Annotated in this window: 12 protein-coding genes and 1 pseudogene; 2 read left to right on the top strand and 11 right to left on the bottom strand. The window is 40.2% G+C overall.

The window, feature by feature from the left end; translation table 11 throughout:
• Nucleotides 1-824: 824 nt before the first annotated feature.
• Nucleotides 825-1,397, bottom strand: a complete 573-nt coding sequence (locus ABIE66_RS10240; RefSeq protein ID WP_289324608.1) for a hypothetical protein — start codon at nt 1,395-1,397, stop codon at nt 825-827.
• A gap of 585 nt (nt 1,398-1,982) precedes the next feature.
• Here ABIE66_RS10240 and ABIE66_RS10235 point away from each other — a divergent pair.
• On the top strand, nt 1,983-2,738 hold the full coding sequence (locus tag ABIE66_RS10235) for a hypothetical protein (protein ID WP_370014608.1): 756 nt from the start codon (nt 1,983-1,985) through the stop codon (nt 2,736-2,738).
• A 108-nt stretch (nt 2,739-2,846) separates the two neighbouring features.
• On the opposite strand, the gene ABIE66_RS10230 is transcribed toward ABIE66_RS10235, so the two are convergent.
• The 10 genes and pseudogenes from ABIE66_RS10230 to ABIE66_RS29050 form a co-directional block, all read right to left on the bottom strand.
• Nucleotides 2,847-4,445, bottom strand: coding sequence for a long-chain-fatty-acid--CoA ligase (locus tag ABIE66_RS10230; RefSeq protein ID WP_370014607.1), 1,599 nt, complete (start codon nt 4,443-4,445; stop codon nt 2,847-2,849).
• Nucleotides 4,446-4,520: 75 nt separating this feature from the next.
• The gene (locus ABIE66_RS10225) at nt 4,521-4,925 is read right to left on the bottom strand and encodes a PaaI family thioesterase (protein ID WP_370014606.1); all 405 of its coding nucleotides are present in this window, start codon (nt 4,923-4,925) and stop codon (nt 4,521-4,523) included.
• A gap of 82 nt (nt 4,926-5,007) precedes the next feature.
• Entirely contained in the window at nt 5,008-6,192 is a 1,185-nt protein-coding gene (locus ABIE66_RS10220; RefSeq protein WP_370014605.1) for a thiolase family protein, read from the bottom strand.
• A 114-nt stretch (nt 6,193-6,306) separates the two neighbouring features.
• Nucleotides 6,307-7,455, bottom strand: coding sequence for an acyl-CoA dehydrogenase family protein (locus tag ABIE66_RS10215; protein ID WP_370014604.1), 1,149 nt, complete (start codon nt 7,453-7,455; stop codon nt 6,307-6,309).
• A 155-nt stretch (nt 7,456-7,610) separates the two neighbouring features.
• The gene (locus ABIE66_RS10210; RefSeq protein ID WP_370014603.1) at nt 7,611-8,783 is read right to left on the bottom strand and encodes a thiolase family protein; all 1,173 of its coding nucleotides are present in this window, start codon (nt 8,781-8,783) and stop codon (nt 7,611-7,613) included.
• A 98-nt stretch (nt 8,784-8,881) separates the two neighbouring features.
• On the bottom strand, nt 8,882-10,159 hold the full coding sequence (locus ABIE66_RS10205; protein ID WP_370014602.1) for an MFS transporter: 1,278 nt from the start codon (nt 10,157-10,159) through the stop codon (nt 8,882-8,884).
• Between the two features lie 94 nt (nt 10,160-10,253).
• Complete coding sequence (locus ABIE66_RS10200; protein ID WP_370014601.1) at nt 10,254-11,867, bottom strand: long-chain-fatty-acid--CoA ligase; 1,614 nt, start codon at nt 11,865-11,867, stop codon at nt 10,254-10,256.
• 807 nt (nt 11,868-12,674) lie between these two features.
• Nucleotides 12,675-12,986: pseudogene (locus tag ABIE66_RS10195) on the bottom strand (adenine deaminase C-terminal domain-containing protein); the annotation flags it as partial.
• A gap of 52 nt (nt 12,987-13,038) precedes the next feature.
• A complete protein-coding gene (locus tag ABIE66_RS10190) occupies nt 13,039-14,640 on the bottom strand; it encodes a benzoate-CoA ligase family protein (RefSeq protein ID WP_370014600.1) in 1,602 nt (533 codons plus the stop codon).
• A 298-nt stretch (nt 14,641-14,938) separates the two neighbouring features.
• The gene (locus tag ABIE66_RS29050; RefSeq protein ID WP_483313983.1) at nt 14,939-15,091 is read right to left on the bottom strand and encodes a PaaD-like zinc ribbon domain-containing protein; all 153 of its coding nucleotides are present in this window, start codon (nt 15,089-15,091) and stop codon (nt 14,939-14,941) included.
• Nucleotides 15,092-15,648: 557 nt separating this feature from the next.
• Here ABIE66_RS29050 and ABIE66_RS10185 point away from each other — a divergent pair.
• A complete protein-coding gene (locus ABIE66_RS10185) occupies nt 15,649-16,056 on the top strand; it encodes an Hsp20/alpha crystallin family protein (RefSeq protein ID WP_370014599.1) in 408 nt (135 codons plus the stop codon).
• The last annotated feature ends 16 nt before the right edge of the window (nt 16,057-16,072 follow it).

Raw genomic sequence — 16,072 nt, 5'->3', positions numbered from 1 at the left:
AAGATTGAATAAGGAACTCGTCATTCTTAGCCCCAACTTCTAATTACCCATCCCCCCATTTAACAATCCCCCACTACTCTCTGCAAACTTTAACCTAAAATATTCTAGCGAGGTCTTCACCTGAATATATTGTTATTTGTTTACACCATCCTACTTGTTAAAGTAAAAACCATTTTCATTACCCCACTATATGCTCTCGGCGAAATGATATAAAGATATTACTTAGTTGTAAATAAAAAAACAAGCGGAAATCTCTTGTTTGAGTTTATCGACAAAATGAGGTTCGAATTGGTCTCAATCCCTTTCAGAATTTTTCGAGGGAATGAATACCATAACTTTAAAACGAGACTTAGTTATACTCCATGGTTTTTATGAAACCCTCACTGGATTGAAGAAATTTGCGACCCTCCTTCCGAATAACTGGCTAGCCGAGACACCAAAGACGCTTGCGGCGAGGAGTCTTGGCAGACCGTCGGAGGAAGGGAGGAATTTCTGAAAACAACTTAAACGTTTTTAAATAAAAAAACTGCAGGCTAACTCGCTTTCCTTCGAGTTGGTCTACAGTCTGAAACAAGAGGAGATCTCTTGTTTTGCTTTTTTTATATTGATTCTGAAACTACTAATGTCAATTAATATAAGCAATCAATCTTTTTTAGGTCTTTAACAATTTTTCTATATCTTTTTATAGACTGCTGTTTCTTCGCAAGATTTGTAATGTTAAAGCCAGTTCCTTTTTTTTTGCTACAAACAGATTTGATTTATAGAGCAAACCACCATTTAATTTAACTACCTTTGTTATCTTGTGTCTATGGATAGAACCATCATCAAACTAACCAACGCAGCACAGGACTATTTAGATCCATGGTGAAGAGACCGTAATCAATGACAACCATTTCATCATTCTCGGTAAAACCGACATTAGCAAAACGCAAATCTATTGGAATGATACCGTACTTTAGAAACTTTAGTTCCAACTTGATAAGTTTCGGATATTCCATGATTGCACGTGGCATATTAATGTCCATCTTCTTCATGATGATCCAGCCAGTTCCATACTCCTTAACCGGACATAAATACTTTTTGACTTCCTCATTACAGTTATTATAAATATAGGCTTCATTTGCAGTGCTTATTAATCCTACTTCTGACAATGCAATTTTTAATATATAGCCATTATTTAAATCAAAGACGACCCGGTTAAATCCATGTCCAACCATTTTATACTTGAACTTTAGCGTTTTTCTAGCAGTAGACACATTTTGTATTACGGTTTTATAAAATTGAAATGGCCCCATTTGAGATATCCAGGACTCAATGGCCTTTATCTCTTGCCGGGACAGCATTTTACTTTTATTCGGCTGATGTATCCGTTCCTTACCATTGTTAATTGGCCACATTCCCTAAACGTCTCCTTTTTAATTTTTTTACTAGAAGATGGATTCCAGGGAGATGAAAAAACAAGTACATAGAAGAATTAATAATAAGCAAAAGATTTAGTGTTGGAAACCCCATTCCTGAATGCTGAGAAAGCAAAAATAATGTCCAGGAAAGAGCAATAGCAGCAGTTTCACGAAACGGCAAAGAAATTTAAATAAGTAAGGACCTATCTATTTGTCGTTCGTAAGTCATTTTCTTCATCCATGGATCCCTTTACCAAGCATGTCTTCAGTTTCTCTTTCCTAATATGATATGACTTTAATATAAAATGGCTTGTACTGTAGCTGAGATATCATCATGGACAGGAAACATTGATTATTTGGGCGAGCAAATGAAAAAACAAGCATTTTTTCTCTCTCCATCCTTTCTGTGAAAGGAACAGGTAACATGTCAATTGTTCTAGTAATTAAAAGTGTCAATATGGAGGTACTCTTTCCTTCATTTACGAAAAAAATGGTATATTATTGTTTATGACTTCAATGGGTTAAGACAAGGAGTGATGAATTATCCGTAAAAGATGGATCATTTCAACAATTGTTGGATTATTGCTTATTTTTTTAAGTGTAATAGCCTTCAATTATATCGACAGCGATAATAAAACGGAAAAAAGGAAAAATGCAGAAGCCAAGGGGGCCAAAATTCCTGAGGTTCAGGAATATGGCGGGACCAAGCTTGAAAAAGTCGGAGATAAGGTCCGCCAAAAAGATTGGGGAACATTCACATTACTAGAAACGAAGTCTATAAATGAGTCATTTGAATTGGCTCCCATGGTCATCACAATCAACGATATCCGCAGGATTCAATTATCTTCACTCACAGATGAAGTAAAGGAGGAGCTCAAGTCCTATACTGGTTTGAGCTTTGAAGAAGCTTATTCGATATACTATAAAGAGAATTTATCCATGGAGGAAATCGACCAACAGACTGTGTTGTCTAAAACGGATATTGGTGAAGAGGTTTCTTATCTGGAGATCACTTATTCTGTGGAAAATAAAGATTCGAAGGAACTTCAGTTCTTCAGCATGGAGCAAGTTACTTTCAATGATGATCTTACATATAATGTGCCTTCTAAAAATTTCATCCACTCCGGGGATACTTTTATGGGGACAAAAAAAGTAAGTCGATCAGATTACCAGCCCGGAGAAACTAGAAAAGGCACAATTGGCTTATTAGTTGATCCTGATGAAAAATTCAAAGGGCTCGATTCCTTTTCATTCACTACCGATGATATAGCAGATGGAGAGTCTCACGAATTATTGGTGGATGGGACTTCATTTGAAATCCCCCTAAATGGAAAGTAGTTTTATAGACTATAGGGATACGGTAAAAAACCCTATAAAAGGGGAACTTCGAAAAAAGCTTTCCCTTATTAGGGTTCCATACGAACTCTCATTCTATAACAGATATGCTTATCTCTCCCCGACAGTGGGGCTCCGAGTTTCTTCTTCCAATAATAATCGCCGTAAAACTTTCCCTACAGCTGATTTCGGCAGCTGTTCCCTGAACTCAAATCTTCGCGGCACTTTAAATCTGGCCAATCGATGCAGGCAAAACTCCCTGATTTCCTTCTCTGAGACAGACTTTCCTTTCTTTAAGACTATGGCCGCTTTTACCGTTTCCCCACGGTATGTATCCGGCACACCATATACACATGTCTCTTTCACGGCTGGATGCTCATAAATAATATCTTCGACTTCGTTTGGATAGACATTATAGCCGCTTGCAATGATCATATCTTTCTTCCTGCCCACTATATAAAAATATCCATCCTCATCCATCTTCGCGATATCCCCGGTGTATAGCCATCCGTCCCGCAATGCCGTTGCCGTTTCCTCTGAATTTTTCCAATATCCCTTCATTACTTGCGGGCCTTTAATGAGCAGTTCGCCTATTTCGCCGGTTGGCAATTCATCAATGCCTGTTTTCAGATCAACGATTTTGGCATCGGTATTAGGGTATGGAACTCCGATACTTCCTGGCTTTTTTTGTCCTGTAACTGGATTGCGGTGGCTTGTAGGTGAAGTTTCCGACATTCCGAATCCTTCCGATATCGAAACGCCTAATTTTGTTTCGAACTGATGAATGATCTCCATAGGGAGCGGGGCTGAACCACAGCTGCAGTATTTAAAGCAACTTAAATCTTCCGCCGTTAAATCCGGATGATTCAGTAAAGCAATATACATGGTCGGGACACCAGGAAAAATGGTTGGCCGATGTGTGCGAATCAAATCGACCACTTTGTTTATTTCAAATTTTTCTAATGTGATATAAGTCGATCCGGCATAAATGGCACTATTCAATCTCCCATTTCCAAACACATGGAATAATGGGGTCAATCCAAGCATCCGTTCGCCAGGCCTTTGGAGTTGAAGGGCATCTGCCGTAAAGGCAAAGTCTTGGAAGACATTGGAGACCAAATTAAAATGCGTAAGCATGACCCCTTTCGATTTCCCTGTAGTCCCTCCTGTATATTGAAGTACGGCCAGAGCTTCCTTTGGGTCGATGACCAAAGCAGGAAGTGCCATATCTACCCTTGATAAATCCGTTCCGGTTTCGATTAATTTTTCGGCAGAAATGAACGTTAACCTGTCAGAAAAACCCGTTAGCACTAATTTTTCCTGTTGTTCCTCACGCCCAATGAACCAATCGGCTTCAGAATCCCGTAATATATAATCCAATTCACTTGACTGATAGAGGGGGTTTACTTGAACGACCACACCACCCAAACGATGAATGGCATAATAGGCAATGATATATTCTAGACAATTTGGCAGCATGATCGCTATACGATCGTTCATTTGAAATCCACGGTTGTATAATTTCACGGCAAAACGATCTGAGGCATCCTTCAATTCCATATATGTCATTTCCCGTTCTCCATCTATGACCGCTTTACAGGTTGGGTAATGTTGGGCCGAACGTTCTAAAAGTCCGTATAATGACATCAATGGAATGTCAATTTCAGCAGGAGTTTCTATCGGATAAAATCCATGCCAAGTTCTAGTCAATTTTTTTCACACCTCATTCTTTTCTAATTAAATGAAATATAGCCATTTATCAGCCAATTTTGATCTTCCTTGCTTTCATTTATCACGTATGATTTTAAATATTCCTGTGCCCTTTGCAATGATGTTGCCTTCAGTATCTTTTATTTCTCCTTCAGTAAAGGCAATTTTGTACCCTTTTTGAAGGACTTTTGCTTCCGCAAATAATTCACCGCTCGATATGCTGGCTAAATAATGTACAGTTAAGCTTGTCGTTACAACTTTAGATTTGGTAATGGAACGAGTCACCATTCCTAGAATGGTATCCAGCATGGTAGCATGAATGCCGCCGTGCAGTGATCCGTTAACATTAAGTAAATGTTCTTCTATGTTTAACTTTATCGTAACATTCCCTTCTTCAAACCGAATGATTTCAAACCCTATATGTGAAAAGAATGCACTACTTTCGAATTGATTGCGAATATCCTCCACTTCAACAGGCAATCTTCTTCCCCCTCACTTTTGCGCCATTCAACTTATGGAAAGGAGCAGAAACACATTGGGTTTCCACTCCTTTATCGTTGGCCTATATCGTTTCAACCATGATCGCCATTCCCTGTCCGCCGCCAACACAAAGTGTGGCAACTCCATATCTTTCTTTCCTGCGAATCAGTTCATATATTAGCGTAGTCACTATCCGGGCACCCGTCGATCCGACTGGGTGTCCAAGTGCTATGGCTCCCCCATTCACATTAACCTTATTTTCATCAAGCGATAAATCCCGGATTACGGCCAATGCCTGTGAAGCGAACGCCTCATTCAGTTCAAAAAGCCCAATCTCCTCTAGTTTTTTTCCGGTGCGTTCCAAAAGTTTTCCAACGGCTGGTACTGGACCAATTCCCATCACTTCAGGGGAAACTCCCGCAGTCGCCCAACCCACAATCTTTGCGATTGCCTGTACTTGTAACCGTTCAGCTTCACTAGCTTTCATTAATACCAAGGCAGTAGCCCCGTCATTACGGCCACAGGCATTCCCTGCAGTGACGGTTCCATTTTCCTTGAATGCCGGTTTTAAGCTTGCAAGCTTTTCCATTGTGGTTTCCGGGCGGGGATATTCATCCGTTTCAATGGTAACCGTACTCTTCCTGTCAAATAGCTGGACAGGAACTATCTCATCCTTGAACTTTCCTTCTTCCATCGCTTTTGCCGCTCTTCTTTGACTTTCCACTGAAAAGGCATCTTGTTCTTCCCTGGAAATGTTGTATCGCTGTGCGACATTTTCAGCGGTGATTCCCATCCCCAAGTTTTTTCCATAAATTTCTTGAGGTTGCTGGCCTGCTTCAGTATTAGAGTCCACTAGTTTGGTCCGGTCTCCCCCAAAACGGGCACTTCTTAAATAAAGGGGGGCACGGCTCATGCTTTCCGTACCGCCGGCAACGATTATTTTGGCTTGGCCTGAGCTTATTTGCTGTGCAGCTGATGTGATGGCCTGCATTCCAGATGCACATAATCGATTTACCGTAAAAGCAGTTACAGTATCGGGAATCCCTGAGCGCAGCGCTGCCACTCTCGCTACATTCGAGGATTCGGTCGTTTGCCTAACCTCCCCGAAAATGACTTCATCCACTTGTTCAGCTGCAATATTAGCCCGCTTGATCGCTTCTTTGATGGCTATGCTCGCCAAATGACCGGAACTAATCTCTTTAAATGCGCCTCCGTACCTTCCAATTGGCGTTCGCACAGCACTCACGATTACAATATCTTCTCCCATTTCGTTCCTCCCCCTTGAAATTACAGATACATGAGCAATAGAATACCTGCCAGCAAGCTTTTTCTAATAGCGCTCAAAGTACTTTACGTTTTTGCTAATTAATGCAAAAATCGCCTAACACTCTTCCAAGACATTACGAGCAATGATTAATCGTTGGATTTCATTCGTTCCTTCATAAATCTTCGTTATGCGGGCATCCCGATAAAAACGTTCAACTGGATATTCGGCCATATATCCCATTCCGCCATGAATTTGAACCGCTTTATCCGCCACCCGATTAAAAACGTCTGAAGCGAACAGTTTTGCCATTGATGCTTCCTTGATCACTTTTTTTCCTTCATCAATCTTTTGTGCCGCCATCATCGTCAATGCTCTTGCGGCTTCCGTTTCGGTTGCCATATCAGCAAGCATCCATTGAATCGCTTGGTTGTCCGAGATTGGTTTACCGAATTGAATGCGCTCTTTTGCATATTTAGCTGACAATTCAATCAATTTCCCGCTTGATCCCACTGCTCTTGCAGCCAATCCTACCCGCCCTTCACCTAAAATTTTAAGGGCAGAGATATATCCCATTCCAACCTCGCCGATAACATTTTCTTCAGGTATGATACAATCCTCGAAAATGACCTGTGAGGTATATGATCCCCTTAACCCCATTTTTTTGTCCTTTTTGCCGACTGTCAAACCGGGAAAATCTCGTTCTACTAAAAAAGCAGTAATCCCTCCCTTTGCCCCTTTATCTTTATCCGTTAAAGCGAATACTGTATAAACATCAGCTATCGGCCCATTCGTGATGAAATGTTTCGTCCCGTTCATCACCCAGTAATCACCCTTCTTTTCTGCACTTGTTGCCAAATTGGTTGCATCCGATCCCGCTCCGGGTTCAGATAAAGCAAAGGCGCCAATTTTATTGCCTGCTGCCATTTCAGGCAAGTATTTATTTTTCAAATGTTCGGATGCAAGCTTAACCAGACCTGTACTGCCAATCCCGGTGTGAGCGCTAATTAATGAAACAAAACCATTATGGGTCCTTCCTAACTGCTCCAATACGGTAGCCTTTCCAACCGCATTTAAGCCAATTCCACCGTATTGTTCGGGAATGCTTATTCCAAATAAGCCAAGGTCTTTTGCTTTTTCCACCAAATGCTGCGGGATGGCATCTTCTTCTTCAATTTGTATGGCGTAAGGCTCCACTTCCCTTTCAACGAAATTACGGATCATTTCCTTCATTTGCTGCATTTCCTTGGTTAAAGTGATTGTCATGAGTTACTCCTCCTTAGGTCTGTTCATGTAAAGTGAGACATGGATAAGGTTTTTTCATATTATGGGGCTTCATTTGAATGTCGTGTTATCACCTAGTCAGTCAATTGACCAAATACTTAATTTTCTAGTTAACTAGAGTCCTCACACTAACAAAATCAGGCTTCACGCTCAATTATCGTAGCAATCCCCTGCCCGCCTCCAATGCAAGCTGTAATAAGAGCAAATCTTCCCGCAGAACGCTTCAATTCGTAAACCGCTTTCGTAATGAGAATTGCGCCAGTCGCACCAAGTGGGTGTCCGTGTGCAATGGCTCCCCCGTTCACATTCACTCTGGCGGGATCCATATCAAGCTCCCTATTACAAGCAATGACTTGAGCAGCAAAGGCTTCATTAATTTCTATGATGTCCATATCATTTAAGGAAAGTCCTGACTTTTCCATTACCCTTCTTATAGCGGGAACAGGTCCTATTCCCATATAATTTGGATCCACCCCTGCAACTGCCTGAGCCCTGATCGTCGCTAAAGGCTTTATCCCCAATTCCTCCGCTTTGCCCCTCGACATTATCACCAGGGCTGATGCGGCATCATTCAATCCTGAACTATTTCCTGCAGTCACGGACCCACCTTCTAAAAACGCCGGAGATAATTTGGCTAGCCCTTCCTTCGTTATTTGCGGTCGTGGATGTTCATCCAATTTAAATTCGACGGCTTCACCTTTTCTGACCGGAATGGAAACTGGCACAATTTGTTCATTAAAACGGCCCTCTTCCACGGCTCTAGCCATACTTTTTTGGCTTTGTAGAGCGAATTCATCCTGTTCTTCCCTGCTGACCTCACATTTTTCAGCTAAGTTTTCAGCTGTGATTCCCATTGGGGGATCGCCAATTTCTTTTGGGGACAACCGGGATTTCCTGAACTGCGGTGGCTTTGCACTGTATGTTTTTTCCGGACGGTCCATCAAGTAAGGCGCCCTGCTCATACTCTCCACCCCACCGGCGATATAGACATCGCCTTCGCCAGCACGGATCGCTTGTGCAGCCAGATTGACAGCATTTATTCCCGAGCCGCATTGACGGTCAATAGTCAGTCCCGGAAGATGAATGGAAAGGCCAGTTTCCAACGCGGTTAACCTGGCTATATTTCCACCCCCGCTCAATACATTCCCCATGATGACATCATCTATCATTTCAGGGTCGACATTCGCTCGTTTTATCGCTTCTTTCATCACTTCTGCTCCAAATACGTGGGCAGGTACAGACGCAAGTGCACCTCCCTGTTTTCCAATAGCTGTTCGTACTGCAGAAACTATGACGGCATCTCTATTCATTTCAACATCCGCTCCTTTTCCTTTTCTTTGATAACATTATTTGATGGCCCTTCCTTCATTTCACTAGTTTCATTGAATTTAAGCAGGTTCGACCCTGCTTATGAGGACTTAAGATCAAAGTTATCCGAACCTTTATTTTTATGATTCACTTTTGATTTGGCAGGTTTTACGAATATCGCAAATAGGATGCCAAAAGCCAAGACTAGGATGGCCATGAACAATATCGATAAGTTATAACCCATTAGTTGGTTTCCTCCAGCTAAACTTATGATATAGCCAGTTAATAGAGGTGCGACAATGCCTGCTAAATTTCCAGACGATGTTAAAATGCTCGTCATCAATCCCCCCCGCTCTTGCATTTCATTGATCATGATTGTTGGTCCAATCGGTAAAATGGCGTATGTCAGGCCCTTTGCCAAACACATGGCGACTATCACCCAGATTGGATTTTGAAACACCATGATCGAGGAAAAGAACAATGCACCAAGAATCATTGCGCCCGCGACGACAAATACCCTCGATGACCGCCAATTCTGATTCTTTTTGAATAAATGATCGGACACCATCGAAACACCCATATAAATGCATACGGAAACGACTCCGATTATGGCAACACTGGTTCCCATCTGACCGGGAGTCATTTTTACGGCTTCCACTAAATAAATCGGGAGCCAAACTGAAAACCAAACAACTAATATATAAGTTGAAAAATAAGCGAGGGTAGTAAATAAAGCAGTAGGTGAAGCCAGCAGCAACAAAAAGTCTTTCACTTTTATTTTTTCAAGTTTTACTTTCTTTTTCTTTTGTACATTTTCATATACTTCAACTGGATTCTCCTTTGTTAAAAATTGAAAGAGGAAGAACCAAATTAGGCTTGCTGCACCAAGAGTGGCAAAGGCAACCTTCCAACCGAATATCGTAATTAAGGAAACGAGGATCGGCGCCACGATCATCGCACCAACCGTTCCTCCGCCAACCACTACCGAATTGGCAAAGCCTTTTAATTTCGGCGGAAACCACTTATCTGCATGACTATAAGCAATTGGGCTATAGGGCCCTTCGAATGCGCCCAGTAAAATCCTGTATAAAATTAATAATGGAAGTGCGGTAATGGCTAAAACACCAAATTGCAAAACAGTCCATGTCAGCATGATGAATCCAAGCACTTTTTTAGCACCCAGCCGATCAGCCCATGCTGCCCCAAAAATCCCCGTTACTGGATAGAGCCAATAATAACTGCTTCCGACAAGACCCCACTCCGCATAGGAAAGATCGAATTCCTTCATGATAGGAACAGCTGCAAGTCCTACGATCGATTTATCTGCAAAATTAATCACGGCTCCAAAGAACAATAGAATGAGAACAACCCAACGCACAATGAATCCCTCCTCTTCTTTATGTGTGTTTGACATTCCATCCAATGCAGGTTTCAACCTGAATGGTTGGAATGAGCAAACGAACTGCATCCCCTTAGTCTTTTCTTCCTTCCTTTTCAAGTTCTTCTTTAATTAACAATCTTTTTAATAGTTTACCCACTGTATTTCGCGGCAGTTCTTTTCTCACTTCAAATACTTTCGGCACCTTATAAGGCGTCAATTGGGAATAGCAATAACCTTCTATTTCTTCAAGATCTACGGAAGCGCTTTCTTTAGGAACGATGAATGCTTTCACAACTTCGCCTTTTTCTTTATGGGGAATACCCACCACGGCTGCCTCTTTAATTGCCGGATGTTCATATAGAACACCTTCCACCTCCTGCGGGTAAATATTGAATCCGCCGACGATGATCATTTCTTTTTTCCTGCCGACTATGTAGAAATATCCTTCGTCATCCATAACAGCAAGATCGCCGGTATATAGCCAGTCATTCTGTAAGGCCTTTTTGGTTTCGGCTTCGTTATTCCAGTATCCCTTCATGATTTGCGGGCCTTTTATCAGCAGCTCCCCGACACCTGTGTTAGGCACTTCATTATTTTCATCGTCAATGATCATACAATCCGTGCCTGGAAAAGGGATTCCAATGCTTCCAATTTTCCTTTTTCCGAAAGGCGGATTACGATGAGTGGAAGGTGAAGCTTCCGACAAGCCGAAACCCTCTCCTATTTTGGCACCGGTCAACACCTCAAATCGCTTGATCACTTCAACTGGAAGGGGGGCCGAGCCACAAGAACAACTTTTTAAACAATCCAGTCCATAGTTTTTAATTCCTGGATGATTGACGAAAGCATTATACATCTTTGGAACACCTGGAAAGAAAGTCGGGCGATATTTTTTAATGTTTGAAAGGACATCTTGAAGATCGAATTTGGGAAACAAGAGAATGGCTGCTCCAATATAGATACCTAGATTCATCGCACTTGTCATGGCATAAACATGATAAAGTGGCGTAGCTGCCAACACGATTTCTTCACCAGGTTTCAAAGAATCCCCATACATTTCAAAGCTCTGCACGACGTTGGAGGTTAAATTATGGTGAGTGAGCATGACCCCCTTCATCTTCCCAGTTGTGCCGCCTGTGTATTGGATGACTGCAATATCTTCATGAGGGTTTATGATTTCGGACTCTTTAATGGCCTCTCCGGATTGAATCAACGTTTGAAGGGAGTATGAGCCATTTTGATCATCTTCCGTTTTCATGCAGACATCAAATGCATATATCGCTTTCGTTTCTTCGATTGTATCCGCGGCCGTATGATCAAATACAATATACTTAGCATCCGAGTCTAGTAAAATTTGCAAAAGTTCCCTCGGTTTATACATGGGATTCATCTGTACAACTATTAGACCAAGAGCCTGCGCGGCGTAATAACTGATTATGAAATAAGGGTGGTTGGCCAGCATCAGACCAATCCGTTCACCTTTAACAAAGCCCATTTCACGCCACTTTCCTGCAAGTTTGTCTACCTGCATTTTAAGATTCATATAATCCAATGAATCGTCTTCATAAATGATGGCTGTATGGTGAGGAAACTTACTTGCTGTTTTATCAAGCAGGGAATAGACGGATATTTCCGGTAGCTTCATAGATTTCATTCTTTCAACATACCATTGCTCCCATGGTTTATTTATCGTTTTTCGCACCATTTATCCCTCCACACATAAACGAATGTCATATCGTACATGTTTGATTTATACTTATTTATTATGCAACTTGCATGCCAAGTCCTATAAAGGAGTAAAACAGCAAGATTTTACGTGTAACTCAATTCATTTATGAATTTTATTCACAAATAAAGCCTTTCTGTAGAGGATTCATCGAAATGCCAATAATTCATTTATGAATTTTCACAGGCTCTGGTTGGTTTTCTAAGGATCGTGAAAAGTAGGTTTTTACCATATTATAGATTATACCTACTCACAAATCATAATTTTGATTATATCCATGGTGTATTATTAAATTTGAAAAGCCCATCTAAGGATGGGCAAGTTCATTGTTTATTGAAAGTTGGCTTACGAGTAAATAAATAAAAAATCTATAGCTTAACTTTCATGCCTAGATTTTTAGCTTTTGCGCATTCGTAAACTTATTATTCTTCACCGTGTCCAAGAATAGCGACATAACTGGTTCAATCGATCGAACCATCCTGTATAGATCTTATATATACGCTCAGTCACTTTTTAATCTCCTTAATTAAAACACTCAAAAATTCCAGGGTGGGCGCATCCCTAAATAATACATATGCAGTAAATATGAACGAATATAGATTGGGATAATCGGCATTTTGAAGTATTTCTAAACATCGATTTGGAGTTCCCTGGGAATTTTTATATGAGCCACATTATCGAAAATCAGGCTGCCGTTTCCCGAAATACTTTGGTGAAACGGCAGCCCCGCAAGCCCACTAATATCATCTGTTCTTTTCTACGCTTTCCTTTCATTTAAAAAGTTCGTCATGGATGTGGAAGGAAATAAGATTCTATGTTTTTCACATCGTATAGCCCAAAGGGTTTTAAACGCAGCCCAGGAAGAAAGTAGCAAGTTAAAAATAATAATGTATACAAAATGGCTTGAAAAGGATAGCCTCTCGCTTGAAGCATCTTTAATTATTTTCCATTAAATTCTACTGCCCTATTAAATGAAGGATCAGAAGTCACCGTAAGCTGTAATAGAATTTCAAGTATTATTTCATTTCCATCGACAATTACGATTCCTCCTCCCAGTTCATGGACACGTGAAGCAGCTTTTGCCATCGCCTCTGGATTTCAGACATTCATTTTCAGTCCACATTCAAGGAGATGGAATCATCCTTCTTGTTTACGATTGTGATTTGATCTCTGGCTCTCTTAATTTAAATCTTTTTATCTTTCCTGTCGAAGTCTTTGGTAACTCGTTCACGAATTCAATGTCGCGAGGAACTTTATATGACGCTAACACTTTTTTGACAAATCCTTTTATTCCTGCTTTTACTCCTTCACCTGATTCCGCACTTTCTTTTAATACTATGAAGGCTTTTGGTTTTATTAAACCATTTTCATCCTTTACAGCAACAACAGCAGTTTCCAGTATATCGGGATGTGATAAGAATGCGTTTTCTATTTCTATTGGCGATACCCAAATTCCATTTACCTTCATCATGTCATCATTGCGGCCCGCGTACCAATAGAAGCCACCTTCATCCTTAAAGTATTTATCTCCTGTCACCAGCCAATTACCGAAAAACTTCTTTTTGTTTTCATCATCAAGATTCCAATAAGAGGCTGCAATGCTTTCTCCCTTAATTAAAAGGTCTCCCACTTCATTCACCTGAGTTTCATGACCTTGTTCATCCACAATTTTAGCTTCATAACCGGGAACGATTTTTCCTGTGCTTCCTTGCCGAATATCATCTACTTGATTGGAAATGTATATATGAAGTGATTCGGTCGAACCAATTCCGTCTATAATATCCAATCCAAAAACTCTCTTCCATTGTTCAATATAAGTAGCCGGCAGTGCCTCTCCTGCTGATACGCAAAGTCTAACTGAAGAAAGATCATAGGTTTCCTTCGTCTTCTCAAGGTAATTGAGCATCGATCCATACAGGGTCGGGACACCAAAAAAAATGGTTGGACGATACTTTTCTATCGTCTCGAACACCTTTTCTGCAGTCGGTCTGTCCGGCATTAAAACAGTAGTAGCCCCGGCTCCAAAAGGATAATACATCGCATTTCCCAAACCATAAGCAAAGAAAAGCTTCGAAGCCGAAAAAGTAATGTCATTTTCGGTGATTTGCAAAATGTTTTTGGCGTAGTTTTTGAAAGCTTCTTCCATATCGGTTTGCAGGTGTATAACCCCTTTTGGCTCACCTGTACTTCCTGATGTATAGAGCCAGAACGCTTGATCATTAATGTTGCTAAAACAAGGCGGCAGATCTTTATTTTGTCTGCGAGTAAGACCCTGAAAAGAATGTTCGTTATCTTCCTCGAATTTGTGATCAACCCCATCAACCAAGATGACATGCCTTAAGAAAAGTAATCTATTTTTAACAAGCTTTAACTTCTCCCACTGTTCATAAGTAGTGACCAACACTTTTGAACGGCTATTATTCAAAAGATACTCATAATCCTTTGTAAGCAAAAGCGTATTGGATGGAATCGGGATTACCCCAACTTTTATTGCACCGAAGAAACTAATGATAAATTCTGGAGAATCATGTAATAAAAGTAGGATGCGCTGTTCCATCTCTATGCCCAGATCTTTTAATGCAGCACCAAATTGATTGCCAAGGGTGTCGATTTCTTGATAAGTATAAGATTGATTTCCATAATAAATAGCGGTTTTTTCCCCTCTGCCTGCTTCAATATTTTTCTGTAAGAAATTATAGGAAGCATTGTACATCGAGCCTAACCCTCTAATTTTACATTCGGTTTTTATCACACATTTATCCTCCTCAAAAAGCTACTGGTTTTAAAAGCGTCATCCCACCGTCTTCTTTTATTCCAAAAAGAAGACGGCTTCCATTACAAAGCCGGATAAATTCCTTAACCTTCCATTTTCATTCATTTGGAAACGCCATACGAACTAATTTGAGCGAATTCCCTTCCTGACGATGCTCTTTTTCATTCAGTTAATCAAGGGTAAGTGATTCCATCAGGCTATGAAACTTATATTCTGATAAGCCATCCCCCTTAACAGGTATTGACACCCATTCATATCGGTTGGCTCATGAGGTCGATCAGTAGAAAGAACCTTTCCATCCTATATTTTTAAAAAAAGTTTTACAGTTTAAGCAATAGTATTGCCTAACGAACTGTGCAGTACCGAAGGATGAATATAATTCCACATGTTTGCCATCACAAAATGGGCATGTCGGATTTTCCTTTTCAATGGAAATAAAGAAATACTTAATGCAGGTTTACGAACATTTTATACCTTCTTGATTTTTTTCCATTATCATTACCTCCTAACTATATATCTAGTGAATCTATAATAAACTAAGTTTCAACTTGATAAATTCCAAAAGTGATCAGTGGGATTTCAGAAATGATACGGTTCTTCTGAATTTGTAACAAAGTTTGCTTAAGAGGTAACAGATCGAAGGTATTTTCAGAATTGCAATGAAATACAATTAATATGACATTTGAAATTGTATTAACTTTAATGGCAGTAGGGTGCGGGCATGATCAATCAACACGATTGTTTATAAAAAAATGACCAACTCATTTAGAATTGGTCATCATTTTTTTATTGAATTCCTTCTACTTTTTGATTCCCTTTTATACCCACATACCATCGTTCCTTTGCTTTGATTACTTCTCTACTGCTTTTTATATTTTTTGAACCACGTTTTCGGAAATCTTTTTATCATCATCCATTTTCACTTTTTCAAGCACCATTTTCTTACTCCAACATATAATGCAACAAAGGAAAACCGGGGGTATCAACATGCAAGACAATCAACATGTATCGCAAATGAATGAGGTTGAAAAGTTTGATGAATGGGTAAAAAAATTTTTTCTGGATCCGGAAACTTGTGCGTTGGATCATCAACTTTTTTCAATTGATATATACGAAAGTGACGATGAGTATATGGTGGAAGCGGTTTTGGAAAATCATGATGTAAAAGATATTAAAGTTTGCTTAAGTGATAATGAGCTATCGATCATCGTTGACGATACTCATAAACCATTTCTTGAAAATAAAGCGGATACAATACCTACACAGAGAAAAATCCCTTTCCCCTTTTCGATTTGCTCTCGAAGAATTACCGCTGAATTCTCAAATCCGATATTGGTGATTCGCATCCATAAGTTTTCCCCCGGAATAACAGCCGATGATATTAACATAGAGTAGTTCATTAATAATAATA

The sequence above is a fragment of the Peribacillus sp. B2I2 genome, assembly GCF_041261685.1.
GTDB lineage: Bacteria > Bacillota > Bacilli > Bacillales > DSM-1321 > Peribacillus.
Note: the sequence above shows the minus strand (reverse complement) of the source record. Positions and strands in the feature narration are given on the sequence as shown.

Bases quoted from the DNA above. Each gene is read 5' to 3' on its own strand.
- ABIE66_RS10240 (WP_289324608.1), bottom strand. From the start codon at position 1,397: ATGTGGCCAATTAACAATGGTAAGGAACGGATACATCAGCCGAATAAA.
- ABIE66_RS10220 (WP_370014605.1), bottom strand. From the start codon at position 6,192: ATGGGAGAAGATATTGTAATCGTGAGTGCTGTGCGAACGCCAATTGGA.
- ABIE66_RS10215 (WP_370014604.1), bottom strand. From the start codon at position 7,455: ATGACAATCACTTTAACCAAGGAAATGCAGCAAATGAAGGAAATGATC.
- ABIE66_RS10210 (WP_370014603.1), bottom strand. From the start codon at position 8,783: ATGAATAGAGATGCCGTCATAGTTTCTGCAGTACGAACAGCTATTGGA.
- ABIE66_RS10200 (WP_370014601.1), bottom strand. From the start codon at position 11,867: ATGGTGCGAAAAACGATAAATAAACCATGGGAGCAATGGTATGTTGAA.
- ABIE66_RS10185 (WP_370014599.1), top strand. From the start codon at position 15,649: ATGCAAGACAATCAACATGTATCGCAAATGAATGAGGTTGAAAAGTTT.